We start from the raw sequence: 12,487 nt of genomic DNA, 5'->3' as shown, positions 1-12,487 counted from the left end.
CGCCCTCGAATCACACACTCCGGCACCCGTTCGCAGGCCACTCTCGCGAGTGGACGGCATAACGGTGCGTGTACACCCCCGTTCACCCCGTTCAGCCGGGTACGGCCAGCTCGAACCAGACCGTCTTGCCGGTGCTGCCGGGCCGGGTGCCCCAGCTGCGTGAGGAGCCGGCGACCAACTGGAGGCCGCGGCCGCTCTCGTCGTCGGGGCTGGCGGCGCGTTCCCGCGGCGGGTCGGGGAGCGGGTCGGAGACCTCGACGCGCAGGGTGTCGCCGAGGCCGGCGGGGCGGACGAGGCGGACGCCGATGGGGCCGGTGGCGTGCCGCAGCGAGTTGGTGACCAACTCGCTGACCAGCAGGGCGGTGATGTCGGCGAGGGTGTCCAGGCCCCAGCCGCGCAATTGGTCTCGGACCGCGGTACGGGCGGTGCGCACGGCACCCGGTTCCGCGGGAAAGGTCCACTCGACGGTGTCACCTTCGGTGTCGATCACACCGATCACTTCCCGTGCAGCGTGCGGCATGCCCGCCCATGCCCGGTTTCATTGGGTTAATGGGCACATACCCGATATCCGCGGGGCAGTACCGCGTGGGAGGGCGCGCTGTGGTGCGAATGGCTTACGCCGGAGGGTTGCGCCGGGGGCTTACGCCGGGGGCCGTGCGCCTATGAGCTCGGTTGGTGCGGGTGACGGGCGGCTGCGGGTTCGTTGGGGCTGATCGCGCAGTTCCCCGCGCCCGTGGAGGGGGTGGGGCTTCGCCCCTACCCCCTCCCCGTCAACCGCGCGGCGACCTCGCGTACCGCCGGCACGTCCTGGTCCAGCCAGTGGACGTCCCAGAGTTCTTCCGGTGTCAGCCAGCGGAGTTCGTCGTGGTCCTGGAGGGGCTCGGGGGCCACGGAGCCGGGACACAGGGTCGCCGTCCACACCTGGAGGACGTACGGCGCCTTCAGGGGCCACTCCCCCGGCACACGCGCCACGGTCTCGGTCTCCACGCCCAACTCCTCGCGCAGTTCGCGCACCAGGGCGTGCTCCGGCGTCTCGCCCCGCTCGACCTTGCCGCCGGGCAGCTCCCAGCGGCCGGCCAGATCCGGGGGCGCGCTGCGGCGGGCCGCGAGCAGGCGGCCGGCATCGAGCAGGGCGGCTCCGACCACCACGATCCGTTCGCTCATGGCCCGGAGCCTACGGGAGGGGCCGGACGGCTCAGTTACGGATGCCGCCGTCCCCGTTGCCGTTGCTGTGGCCGATGCGCTCGACCCAGTAGAGCTGCTTGTGTCCGCGGTCGTCGAGACTGTCGGCGATCTTCTGCGCCTCGGCCCGGGTCGCGTACCGGCCGACGCGGTAGCGATTGCCGTTGTCGTCCTGCCGTATGACGAGCCAGGGGAGAGAGACCGTGCCTTCCGTCATCGCGCCCCTCCGTTTCTCCCGGCTCCCGCCCATCCCCGCCCCGCTAAGGAAACCGCACTCCGCATATGCCCGAGCGTACGCCTAACCTTTACGCAGCGAATACGGCTTTTCACAAAGAGGTACGCAACCAGCCAGAACGGTGGGGGCGCACGATGACGAATGCGCCGTTCGGGCGCCTCCCGCTTCGGGTCGCGGGCATGCCGGGGACAGGCCGGATCACCTGGGAAAACGGCCGGATTGCAGCGGCCGCCGACGGAGCCGGACCGGACTGGTGAAGGTGTCAACTATCGCAAGGGTGTGCGCTACTTCACGGGCAGGTGGTACGAGGCGCGGTAGCGGTCCGCCGGGATGACGACGTCCGCGGTCTCCACCGGGCGGCCGGAGGCGTAGTACGTCCGCTGGATCACCAGGACCACATGGCCGGGGACCCCGCCCAGGGTGAGCAGTTCCTCGGCGAGGCCGGGGCGGGCGCCGACCTCCTCGGTGACGTTGTCCACGACGACGTCGATGGCGCGCATCCGCTCGACGACGCCCATGCCGCCCAGCGGGCCCTCCTCGGGCAGCATCACGGGGGTGCGGCCGGTGACGGCGAGGGGCTCCCAGGAGGTGGAGAGCATCATCGGCTCGCCCCCGTCCCGGAACAGGTACCGGGTGCGCATCACGCGGTCGCCGATCTGGATGCCGAGCCGGTCGGCGATCACGGCACCGGCCTCGGCCTGCTCGCTGCTGGACTCCCAGGTGCCGCGCGCCGCCGCGTCGGACTGCTCCTGCCGGAACGGGGTGGCGCCGCCCGCCGGGCGGAACCCGGAGCGGGCCACCCGGCGCGGCACGGGCCGCTCGCGGACATAGGTCCCGGAGCCGGAGCGGCCCTCGACCAGCCCTTCGGCCATCAGCACCTTGCGGGCCTCCAGGGCGACCGTGTCGGAGACGCCGTACTCCTCGCGGATGCGAGCCTGGGAGGGGAGCCGGGTGTGAGGGGGCAGCGAACCGTCGACGATCTTCTTGCGGAGATCACCCGCGACACGCAGATACGCCGGCTGCTCACCGAAAGTCACTGGCCGCTCCCATCAGGTTGTACAGACAGCTACAGCCTGGCAACCGTGGGTTGTGCCCCGCAAGCAAAGGCCAGAGAATCACTCGATGTGATGACATCTGGCCCGGGGATGCTTTACGCAGGCACTTTCTCCCCGTTATAGCCCCGATCACACCTCCACGCCGGAGCCACTTCCTCCACTGCCGGAGCCTGCGCCTCCGCCGTCGTCCGAGGGCGGAGTCGTGGCGAGGCCCAAAGCCTTGCGGGCGGTGACCGTCCGCTTCGGGTCGAGCAACGCCGAGGCCTTGTCGTAGTGCGCGTAGTACGTGTCCGCGTCCGTGGCCTTCGCGGCCTTCGCCCACTCCGCGCGGGCCTTGTCCAGGTCCGCGGCCAGGTCGTTCACCGGCCGCTTCGCGTCCGGAGCCCAGTCGTGCGCGCGCAGCGTCCCGGCCTGCTTGCCGAGGGCCGTGGCCACCCGGCCCGCCCACGCCCGGTAGCCGGGCAGGTCGTCCTCGACGTACTCCGACTCGGGGACGGTGTCGAGGGCCGAGTTGAGGACGTGCGCGGCGTCGAGGTAGGCGATCTGGTCGGCGTCGAGTGTGCTCTCGTCGTTGCGCAGCGAACCGGACAGCTTCCTGCCCTCGGTCGTGCTGCCGAAGACGCAGGCGACCTCCCGGTCCCCGAACTGCCAACTGTCCTCGCTGGGCGTGAAGTGGTACACGTCGACGTCGTGGGGGATCGCCCAGCCGTCCATCGCGTAGCCGTCCTCCAGGGCGTAGCAGCGCTGGTCGGCCGAGTCGCCGACGCTGCTGTCGCCCGGGTAGGCCGAGCCCTTGAGGTCGAAGGTGGCGAAGACCTCGCCGTCGTGCGTCCTTTCGCAGTCCACGACGGTGACGTCGGAGACCAGGTCGCCGGTGAGCGCGCCGTCCGGGGTGTTGAAGCAGTCGCCGGTGGACAGCGAGAGGCTGGAGCTGTCGTCGACGCCCTCCTTGACGCCCTGCCAGAAGTCGGTCGCGCCGCCGGTGGCCAGCACCAGCACCAACAGGGCCAGCCCGGCCGAGGACAACACCGACCCGATGACCGCCATCGCCCTGCCGCGCTCGCCGCGCCTGCGTATCTGGCCCAGCGCGACCAGTCCGAGCACCAGCCCCACCCCCGGCAGACAGCACAGCAGCCCCAGCACGAGGGAGGCGATGGCGAGGCCGTTGACGGGCGCCGGGACGGCGTAGGGGCTGTAACCCTGCCCCCAGGGCTGGTACGGCGACGGGTACGGCGGCGGCTGCTGCCCGTACGCCGCCTGTGGGTACTGCGGGTACTGCGGCAGGCCCGACTGAGGCGGCTGATACGGCCCTTGTGGCTGGTGGGGGCCGGGGGGCGGAGGTATGGACACCGGTACCGTGCTCCTGAGGGGGCGTTCGGCCGCGTGGAAACGGACGGCTGGACGTGCGTACGACTGCGCGCATCGTAAGCGCGCCGTGATCGGGGGCGGAATGAGGGTCGGGACGACGGTCGTGCGCGCGGTGAACGGGCTGACCGCGCGCTGGGCGGCCGCATCGGAGGGCGGCACGGTGTTCTCGGCGGCCGGGGTGTGGCCGCTGCTGGCCTTCCTGGCGGACGGGGCGGACGGTCCGGCGCGGGACGAGCTGGCGGCGGCCCTCGGCCTGCCGGCGGAGGAAGCGGCGGGCGCGGCACGGGAGTTGCTCGCCGGGGTGGCGGGGATGTCCGGCCTGGACACCGCCCTCGGGGTGTGGACCAGGCGGACCCTGGAGCTGCGGGAGGCCTGGGCGGCCGGGCTGCCCGCCGACACGCACGGGGTGCTGACCGGGGACGCGGCGGCGGACCGCGCGGCGCTGGACGCCTGGGCCGTGCGGCGCACGGGCGGGCTGATCGACCGTATGCCGGTCCAGGTCGACAAGGGCACCGAGCTGGTTCTGGCGAGCGCGCTGGCGATGCGCACGCGCTGGCTGGCGCCCTTCGACGAGTGGCCGCTGGACACGGCGTACGAGCCCTGGGCGACCACCGAACGGCTCGGTCTGCGCCGCTCCAGCGCGCTGCTGGACCGGATCGGGGTGGCGGACACCCCGGACGGCTTCGTCACCGAGCTGAGGGTGCTGGGCGGCAACGCCCTGGACGTCCATCTGCTGCTCGGCGAGGAGCGGATGACGCCGGGCCAGGTGCTGGGTGCGGGCATCGGCGTCCTGGACGGCGCGCACCGGGTGGTGCCGGGCGGCCGGCTCCCCTACGGGGAACCCGGACCGGGCGTGAGTGTGGAGAAGGTGCGGTGCGCGCGCCCGCAACCGCCGCGGCTCGACGTGACGACGGTGGCGTACGACATGACGGCGAGCCACGATCTGCTGGCACTGCACCGGCTGTTCGGGCTCACGACGGCGCGGGACGCGTCCGAGGGGCACTTCCCCGGCGTCAGTGACTTCCCGCTCGCCGTCGGCTCGGCCGAGCAGGCCACGATGGCGAAGTTCGGCGCGCTGGGTTTCGAGGCGGCGGCGGTGACGGCGTTCGGGATGGCCGTGGCAGGTCCCCCGCCGCCGCGGCGGCATGTCACCACCGAGATCAGGGCCGCGTTCGACCGCCCCTTCGGCTTCCTGGCCCTGCACCGGCACTCCCGGCTCGTCCTCGCGGCGGGCTGGGTCACGGATCCCCTGCCCTTCCCCACGTACTCCTGGGAGGACGACCAATGAACGACACCGTCCGCGCCGTCAACGCGCTCACCGCCCGCTGGGCGCGGCAGACCAGACAGGGCACGGTCTTCTCGGCCGCCGGTGTCTGGACCCTCCTGGCCTTCCTCGCCGACGGCGCCACCGGCCCCGCCCGGGACGAGCTGGCCCGTGCCGTGGGGATGCAGGCGGACCAGGCCGCCGCCGGTGCACGGGAGTTATTCATCGGGCTCGACTCGATGTCCGGCGTCGAGTCGGCCCTGGGGCTGTGGACCGACCGTGCCCTTGAGGTGCGCGAGCAGTGGGCGGCGGGGCTGCCCGCCGACGCTCACGGGGTGCTCGGCGACGATCCGGCGGCCTCCCAGGAGGTGCTGGACGCATGGGCGGCGAAGCGCACCGGGGGGCTGGTCGAGCGGCTGCCGGTCCGGCTGGGCGAGGGTGCGCGGATGGTCCTGGCGACCGCGCTGGCACTGCGCACGGAGTGGCAGCATCCGTTCCGGGAGACGGTGCTGCGGCCCGGCTCCGGGCCCTGGCAGGGCCGTACGCTGGCCGGCCTGCACCGCAGCAGTGTGCGGCCGGACCGGATCGGTGTGACCGACGGCCCGGACGGGCAGGTCACCACGCTGAAGGTCCTGGGCGGCAACGGCATCGACGTGCACCTGCTGCTCGGCGCGGAGGGGATGGCACCCGGTCAGGTGCTGCACACGGGCATCGGCGCCCTGGAGCGCGCCCTGCCGGTGACGACCGGCGGACAGCTCCCCTACGGGCCGGCGGGGCCGGGTGTGGTGGTGGAGCGGCAGCCGTCCGTCACCCCGGATCCGGTGCGGCTCGATGTGACGACCCCCGGCTTCGTGGTCCGGGCCGACCACGATCTGCTGCAGCTCCACGGCGTGTTCGGGCTGTCGACGGCCACGAACGCCCGCGAGGGGCACTTCCCCGGGATCAGCGCCGCGCCGCTGGCCGTCGGCGCGGCCGGGCAGTCCGCGGTCGCGGAGTTCGGCCCGCTGGGCTTCCGGGCCGCCGCGGTGACGGCCGTCATGGCGGCGCCGGGCGGCGGACCGCCGCAGTACACGCACGAGTCCACCGTCGTCCGGGCCGCCTTCGACCGCCCCTTCGGCTTCCTCGCCGTGCACCGTGAGACCCGGCTGGCACTGGCGGCGGGCTGGGTGACGGACCCGACCGTGGCCGGCTAGTCGAAGTCGGTGGCCCGGGTGCGCTTCTCCCAGGCGGCGATGTCCTTTCGTACGGCGTCCAGTTGGGCCAGTACGGCGGTCACCGCGTCGTCGCCCAGGGGCAGGTGCAGCGGGGTCTCCGCCGCGTCCAGGGCGGCCAGGATCAGGGCGGCCGCCTTGGCCGGGTCGCCGGGCTGGCCGCCGTGGCCGCCCTCGACGGCGGCGCGGGTCCCGGCGACCTTGGTGTAGACCCCGGTGTCGGAGCTGGCCCCGGCCCTGCCGCTCTCGAAGAGGGCGGTACGGAACGCGCCCGGCTCCACGATCAGCACCTTGATGCCGAACTCCCGCACCTCGTCGGCGAGCGCCTCGGACATGCCCTCCAGGGCGAACTTCGTACCGCTGTAGGCGGAGAACCCCGCGAAGGACATCTGCCCGCCCATGCTGCTCATCTGGACGATCGCGCCCGAGCGCTGCTCGCGCAGCCGGGGCAGGACCGCGCGCACCAGCGCGGCCGGGCCGAGGACATGCACGTCGAACAGGTCGCGCAGTTCGGCGTCGGTGGTCTCCTCGAAGGCGCCGACATGGGTGCGGCCCGCGTTGTTGACGAGGACGTCGATACGGCCGTGGCGGGCGACGACGTCCCGTACGGCGGGCTCGATCGCGGCGATGTCCGTGACGTCCAGGCGGACGGAGTCCACCCGGCCGGGGTGGACCTCGGCCAGGTCCCGCAGCGCCTCGGGGCGGCGGGCGGCACCGACGACGGTGTCGCCCGCGGCGAGCGCGGCCTCGGCGAGCGCACGGCCGAAGCCGCTGCTCGCGCCGGTGATCAGCCAGACCCTGGTCATCCGCCGTCTCCTGTTCCTCCGCTGCCCGTTCAGCCAACCACCCTCACCCGTAGGGGAGTTCATGTCCAACGGGTTTCCGGGGCGGGTTCACCTCACCGGCGTACGCCGGGCAGAGCGGCAGCCGTACGGTGAACACCGTGCGGCCCGGCTCGCTGCTGACGTCCGCCCGGCCCCCGTGGGCCGCGGACACGGCGGCGACGATGGCGAGGCCGAGGCCGCTGCTGCCGGTGGCGCGGGAGCGGGAGGCGTCGCCGCGGGCGAACCGTTCGAAGACCCGGGGCAGCAGGTCGGGCGCGATGCCCGGGCCGTCGTCGGCGACGCGGATCACCGCCTCGTCGGCGTCGGTGCGGACGGTCACGGTGACCTTGGTGCCGGGCGGGGTGTGGGTGCGGGCGTTGGCGAGGAGGTTGGCGACGATCTGGTGGAGGCGGTCCTGGTCGCCCTCGACCAGCACCAGGTTGCCGGGCATCAGGAACTCCCAGCGGTGGTCGGGTCCGGCGGCGCGGGCGTCGGCCACCGCCTCGGCGAGCAGCGGGCCGAGGCCGACCTCCTCGCGGGCCAGCGGGCGGCCGGTGTCGAGGCGGGCGAGCAGCAGCAGGTCCTCGACGAGGGTGCGCATCCGGCCGATGCCGCACTCCATGCGGCCCAGCGCGTACTCGGCCTGCGGGGCCGCCGTCTTCGGGGCACGGCGCACCAGTTGGAGGTGGCCGGCGACGGAGGCGAGCGGGGTGCGCAGTTCGTGGCCGGCGTCGGCGAGGAAGTCGCGCATGCGCAGTTCGGTGGCGTAGCGGTCGGCGAGGGCGTTCTCGACATGGCCGAGCAGCCGGTTGACGGCTTCGGCGAGCCGGCCGGTCTCGGTGGTGCCGTCGGTCTCCGGCACCCGTTCCAGGGAGCGGACCTCGCCGTGTCCGAGGGGTTCGTGGGAGATACGGGTGGCGGTGGCGGCGACGCGCTGCAGGGGCCGTAGCTGACGGCCGATCACGGTGGCCGCGATCAGGGCGGCGACGGCCAGCGCGGCGGCCGCGGCCGCGGACTCGATGGCCAGCAGCCGGCCGAGCATCTGGTTCACGGGGCGTACCGGCAGGGCGGTGACGATGGTGCGTTCGGCCTCCCGGGTGTCGGCGCGCACCGCCTTGACCCGGTAGGTGCCGAGACCGGGCAGGTCCCGGGTGTGGTGGTGGCCGTCGGGCTCGACCAGGGCCAGGATCTGCTGCTGCCCGGCGGTCGGGGCGGTCAGCTGCCCGGAGTCTTCGACGATCGCGGCGTTGTGGATCGGGCCGCGTCGGCCGGCGACGGAGACACCCATGGTGCCCGCCGGTACCCCGAACGCCCTGAGGTACGGGAGTCCGGCGGTCGGTGCGCCGGTCTGCTCGCGGGCGGCCGCCGAGTGCTCGGCGAGGGCGTCGAGGCGCTGGTCCAGGCCGGTCATCAGGTAGGTGCGCATGGCCAGTCCGGTGATGGTGATGATCACGACGGAGAGGGCGGCCAGCAGCAGGAGACTGGAGAGGATCATCCGGGAGCGCAGACTGCCCGGTCTGCGCAGGTCGCGTCTCGCCGCACGGACCGCCGTCGCCGTTCCCGACGCGCTCATCGCGCTCATCGCGCTCACCTCTGTGCGTCGGCGGGCTTCATCAGGTAGCCGACGCCGCGCACGGTGTGGATGAGGACGGAACGGTCGCGCTCGATCTTGCGGCGCAGGTAGCTGACGTAGCTCTCGACGATTCCCGGGTGCCGGTCGTCCTCGGTGGCCCAGACGTTGTCGAGGAGTTCCTCGCGGCCGAGGACCCGGCCGGTGTGCCGCATGAGGTAGCGCAGCAGCTCGAACTCCCGGCCGGTGAGCCGGACCGGGGTGCCGGCCCGGTGCACCTGCCGGGTCTCCTCGTCGAGGGTGAGATCGCCGACGGCGAGCAGTGAGCCGCCCGGCCGTCCCGCGTCGCAGCGGCGCAGCAGGGCGCGCAGCCGGAGCACCACCTCGTCGAGGTCGAAGGGCTTCGGCACGTAGTCGTCGGCGCCCGCGCGCAGACCGGCGATCCGGTCCTCGACGCCTTCCCGGGCGGTCAGGAACAGCACGGGGAGGTCCGGCCGGTAGGCCCGGAGGCGCCGTAGCACCTCCAGGCCCTCCAGGTCGGGCAGCCCGCGGTCCAGGACCACCGCGTCGGGCCGGAAACCGCGGGCCGCCCGTACCGCCGCGGTGCCGTCCAGTGCCCGGTCGGTCTGCCAGCCCTCGGCCCGCAGGACCGTCGCCAGCAGGTCGGTCAGGTCTTCCTCGTCGTCGACGACCAGTATCCGTGGGGTTGCGGTGGATAACTTCATGGCCGGTGACCGTCCACCTCCCGGCCGTGAGGCGCGTGGGTGCGGACTGTGAAAGAGCTGTCGGGTGCTGTTGCTCAGGTGGCCGGTGTGATGCGCAGCCTGAGGGTGCGGGCCTCGGGGCGCAGGGCGAACTCCGGCCATACGTCGGGTCCGCAGGCGCGGGAGCCGAGGCCGTGCTGGGCCGCGTCGATGATCAGGTGGCTGGTGGTCGACTCCGGGAGTTCGAAGGGGTGGGCGGCGCGGTCGAGCTGCTGGGGGGTGTGGCGGCCGAGGGTGAAGCCGGGGCGCCGCCCGCGGGTGTCGGGGAGGGCGTCGATGTGCAGGACCTCGGTGTCGCCGCTGGTCAGGGTCAGCCGGCGGACCTGGGAGCGGTGGCCGGTCTCCTGGGGGCGGGCGTAGTTCGCGGAGAGCTCGCGGACGCCGGCCGAGAAGCGGCCGGTGCGGGCCGCGCGGATGCTGTCGGGGTAGGACTCCAGCGGACCGAGGCCGAACCACTCCGTGCCGTCCACGGGTGCCGTTCCGTCGGGCAGTTCGAAGCGCACCCCGATCCGCGGCCACACCGAGGACCAGCCGCGTCCCGGCTCGATCTCCACGCGCAGTTCCAGCTCGCCGTCCTCGACCGTCCAGACGGACTCCACCGTCACCGACAGCGCGGAGTCCGCGGCGGAGACCCGGTCGACGGTGCGCAGGGCGTCCGTGGCGTGTTCCACGCCGATACGCCGTGCGGTCAGGCGGTCGAGTCCGTCTCGGCGCCACAGGTCGGCGCTGGACACGTCGGCCGTGCTGGCGTCGCTGCCCTCCAGCCGGTCGGCGGTGCCCTCGTCGTTGTCGGTGGGCGCCCGGAACAGTTCCAGCCGGGGGCCGGACACGGCGCGTCCGGCGAGGCGGGTGAGGGAGCCGCCGGTGAACTCGGCGATGCCGAGCGCCAGGGTTCCCGCGCCGGGCCGCCAGCCGGTCCGGGGCCGGACGGCGGGCACCGGCCGCCGTACCGAGCAGTCCAGTTGGGCGCCGGCGATCTCGTGCCCGGCGGGAGCCCAGGCGGTGTCGGCGGCCAGGACGGCCTCGACCGTCAGCCAGGTCTCGGCGTCCGGGGCCGCCTCGACCGGCGGCAGCGCCACGCGCTCCGACGCGCCCGCCGCCACCACGGGGACCTCCAGCTCCCCGGCTGCCACGGGCTTTCCGTCGTGCTCGACGCGCCAGCGGAACCGCAGGTCGGAAGTGTCGGCGGAGTGCCGCAGGTTGGTGACCGCGAGCTTGCCGCCGTCGAAGGCGAAGCGGACCGGCTGGACGACCGCCTTGAACTCGTGGAGGCCGGGCGTCGGCACGTCGTCGCTGAGCACCATGCCGTCCATCACGAAGTTCCCGTCGTGCACGACCTCGCCGAAGTCGCCGCCGTAGGCGTGGTACGGCGTCCCGTCCGGGGCGGTGGCCAGGATGCCGTGGTCGCGCCACTCCCAGACGAACCCGCCGTGCAGCCGCGGGAAGCGGTGCACCAGTTCCTCGTACTGGTCGAGAGCGCCGGGGCCGTTGCCCATCGCGTGGGCGTACTCGCAGAGCAGGAACGGCTTGGTGCGCTGCCGGGCGCCCTGGGCGGGGGTGCAGCCCAGCAGCGGGGCGACGGAACCGTCGATACCGATCTGCTCGGTCTCCGGGACCGTCGAGTACATGCGCGAGTAGACGTCGGTGTAATCGCCGCTGTAGTCGCCCTCGTAGTGCACGGGACGCTCGGGGTCGCGGGCGTGCACCCAGGCCGACATGGCGGCGAGGTTGGACCCGGTGCCGGCCTCGTTGCCGAGCGACCAGAGCACGACGCTGGGGTGGTTCTTGTCCCGCTCGACGGTGCGCTCGATGCGGTCCAGGCAGGCGGCGCGCCAGGCCGGGTCGTCGGTCGGGTTGCCCGTCCAGCCGACCTTGTCGAAGCCGTGGGTCTCCAGGTCGCATTCGAGGACGACCCAGAAGCCGAGTTCGTCGGCGAGGTCGAGCAGCCGGGGGTGCGGCGGGTAGTGGCTGGTGCGGATGGCGTTCACGTTGAACCGCTTCATCCGCGCCAGGTCCTCGCGGGCGTGCGCCTCGTCGAAGACCCGGCCGCGCTCGGGGTGGGCCTCGTGCCGGTTCATGCCGTGGAAGACGACCCTGCGGCCGTTGACCAGGAAGCGGTCACCGCGGATCTCGACGGTGCGGAAACCCGCCCGCAGGGCAATGCTCTCGGCGGCCGAGGACACGGTGACGTCGTAGAGGCGGGGCAGCTCGGCCGACCAGGGCTCGACGCCCTGGACGTCGAAGGGCGCCACGTCGGCCGCCGTCTCCCACACCCGCTCGACGCCCAGTTCGGGGATGCGCAGGGTGACGGGGAACGCGGCCGCCTCCGCGGTGAGCTGCGTCTCGACCCGCCCGCGCCCGTCGTCGTACCCCGTGCGCAGCCAGACGTCCTCGATGCCGCCGGCCGGGCGGGCGAGCAGGGTGACGTCCCGGAAGATGCCGGGCAGCCACCACTGGTCCTGGTCCTCCAGGTAGCTGGCCGCCGACCACTGGTGGACCCGTACGGCGACCACGTTGTCACCGGGGCGCACGGCGGAGGTGACGTCGAACTCGTGGGCGAGCCGGCTGCCGCTCGCGCTGCCGATCTCGGTGCCGTTCACCCACACCCTGAACAGCGACTCGACCCCGTCGAACCGCAGCACGATCCGCTCGGCGTCGGACCAGTCGTCCGGGAGGTCGAAGTGGCGGCGGTAGTCGCCGGTGGGGTTCTCGTCGGGGACGTGCGGCGGGTCGATCGGGAACGGGAACTGGATGTTCGTGTAGATCGGCCGGCCGTAGGCTCCGTCGCCCTCCAGCACCCAGTGCGCGGGCACCGGGATGCTGTCCCAGCCGTGGTCGTCGAAGTCCCCGGACGCGAAGTCCTGCGCCGCCGACGCCGTGGGCGACAGCCGGAAGCGCCAGAGCCCGTTCAGGGAGCGGGAGGGGGCGTCGGAGTGCAGCCACGAGCGGGCCGGGCGCAGGGCGCCGTGCCAGGGGGCGGTGTCCGATACGTACGCGGAGAGCTCGGAGGGCAA

The 12,487-nt window shown here is 73.3% G+C and carries 11 protein-coding genes; 2 read left to right on the top strand and 9 right to left on the bottom strand.

Annotation, left to right across the window (positions count from 1 at the left end; all coding sequences use genetic code 11):
* Nucleotides 1-91 precede the first annotated feature (91 nt).
* From ACIRR9_RS02500 to ACIRR9_RS02480, 5 genes are all read right to left on the bottom strand, one after another.
* On the bottom strand, nt 92-520 hold the full coding sequence (locus tag ACIRR9_RS02500) for an ATP-binding protein (protein WP_365344527.1): 429 nt from the start codon (nt 518-520) through the stop codon (nt 92-94).
* Between the two features lie 236 nt (nt 521-756).
* Nucleotides 757-1,164 (bottom strand): (deoxy)nucleoside triphosphate pyrophosphohydrolase, encoded by a 408-nt coding sequence (locus tag ACIRR9_RS02495; RefSeq protein WP_403746774.1) that lies wholly within the window; start codon nt 1,162-1,164, stop codon nt 757-759.
* A gap of 31 nt (nt 1,165-1,195) precedes the next feature.
* The gene (locus ACIRR9_RS02490) at nt 1,196-1,399 is read right to left on the bottom strand and encodes an SPOR domain-containing protein (RefSeq protein WP_316775308.1); all 204 of its coding nucleotides are present in this window, start codon (nt 1,397-1,399) and stop codon (nt 1,196-1,198) included.
* A gap of 302 nt (nt 1,400-1,701) precedes the next feature.
* On the bottom strand, nt 1,702-2,454 hold the full coding sequence (locus tag ACIRR9_RS02485; protein ID WP_365344523.1) for a GntR family transcriptional regulator: 753 nt from the start codon (nt 2,452-2,454) through the stop codon (nt 1,702-1,704).
* 147 nt (nt 2,455-2,601) lie between these two features.
* Complete coding sequence (locus ACIRR9_RS02480) at nt 2,602-3,822, bottom strand: DUF4190 domain-containing protein (protein ID WP_403746771.1); 1,221 nt, start codon at nt 3,820-3,822, stop codon at nt 2,602-2,604.
* A gap of 100 nt (nt 3,823-3,922) precedes the next feature.
* Between ACIRR9_RS02480 and ACIRR9_RS02475 the strand changes: the two genes are divergently transcribed.
* On the top strand, nt 3,923-5,128 hold the full coding sequence (locus ACIRR9_RS02475) for a serpin family protein (protein WP_403746768.1): 1,206 nt from the start codon (nt 3,923-3,925) through the stop codon (nt 5,126-5,128).
* Complete coding sequence (locus tag ACIRR9_RS02470) at nt 5,125-6,297, top strand: serpin family protein (RefSeq protein WP_403746766.1); 1,173 nt, start codon at nt 5,125-5,127, stop codon at nt 6,295-6,297. Before ACIRR9_RS02475 ends, ACIRR9_RS02470 begins: the two co-directional genes overlap by 4 nt.
* Here ACIRR9_RS02470 and ACIRR9_RS02465 read toward each other — a convergent pair.
* The 4 genes from ACIRR9_RS02465 to ACIRR9_RS02450 all read right to left on the bottom strand — a co-directional run bounded on the left by ACIRR9_RS02465 (nt 6,294) and on the right by ACIRR9_RS02450 (nt 12,487).
* The gene (locus ACIRR9_RS02465; protein ID WP_403746763.1) at nt 6,294-7,121 is read right to left on the bottom strand and encodes an oxidoreductase; all 828 of its coding nucleotides are present in this window, start codon (nt 7,119-7,121) and stop codon (nt 6,294-6,296) included. The two genes, ACIRR9_RS02470 and ACIRR9_RS02465, sit on opposite strands and share 4 nt — an antisense overlap.
* Nucleotides 7,122-7,164: 43 nt before the next feature.
* Nucleotides 7,165-8,721 carry a sensor histidine kinase gene (locus ACIRR9_RS02460; protein WP_403746760.1) on the bottom strand — a complete coding sequence of 519 codons (1,557 nt, stop codon included), beginning with the start codon at nt 8,719-8,721 and terminating at the stop codon, nt 7,165-7,167.
* Between the two features lie 5 nt (nt 8,722-8,726).
* Complete coding sequence (locus ACIRR9_RS02455; protein ID WP_403746757.1) at nt 8,727-9,434, bottom strand: response regulator transcription factor; 708 nt, start codon at nt 9,432-9,434, stop codon at nt 8,727-8,729.
* 74 nt (nt 9,435-9,508) lie between these two features.
* Nucleotides 9,509-12,487 (bottom strand): glycoside hydrolase family 2 TIM barrel-domain containing protein, encoded by a 2,979-nt coding sequence (locus tag ACIRR9_RS02450; protein ID WP_403746755.1) that lies wholly within the window; start codon nt 12,485-12,487, stop codon nt 9,509-9,511.

Source organism: Streptomyces sp. NPDC101234, from assembly GCF_044767525.1.
GTDB lineage: Bacteria > Actinomycetota > Actinomycetes > Streptomycetales > Streptomycetaceae > Streptomyces > Streptomyces sasae.
This window is presented reverse-complemented; position numbering and strand designations above follow the sequence as displayed.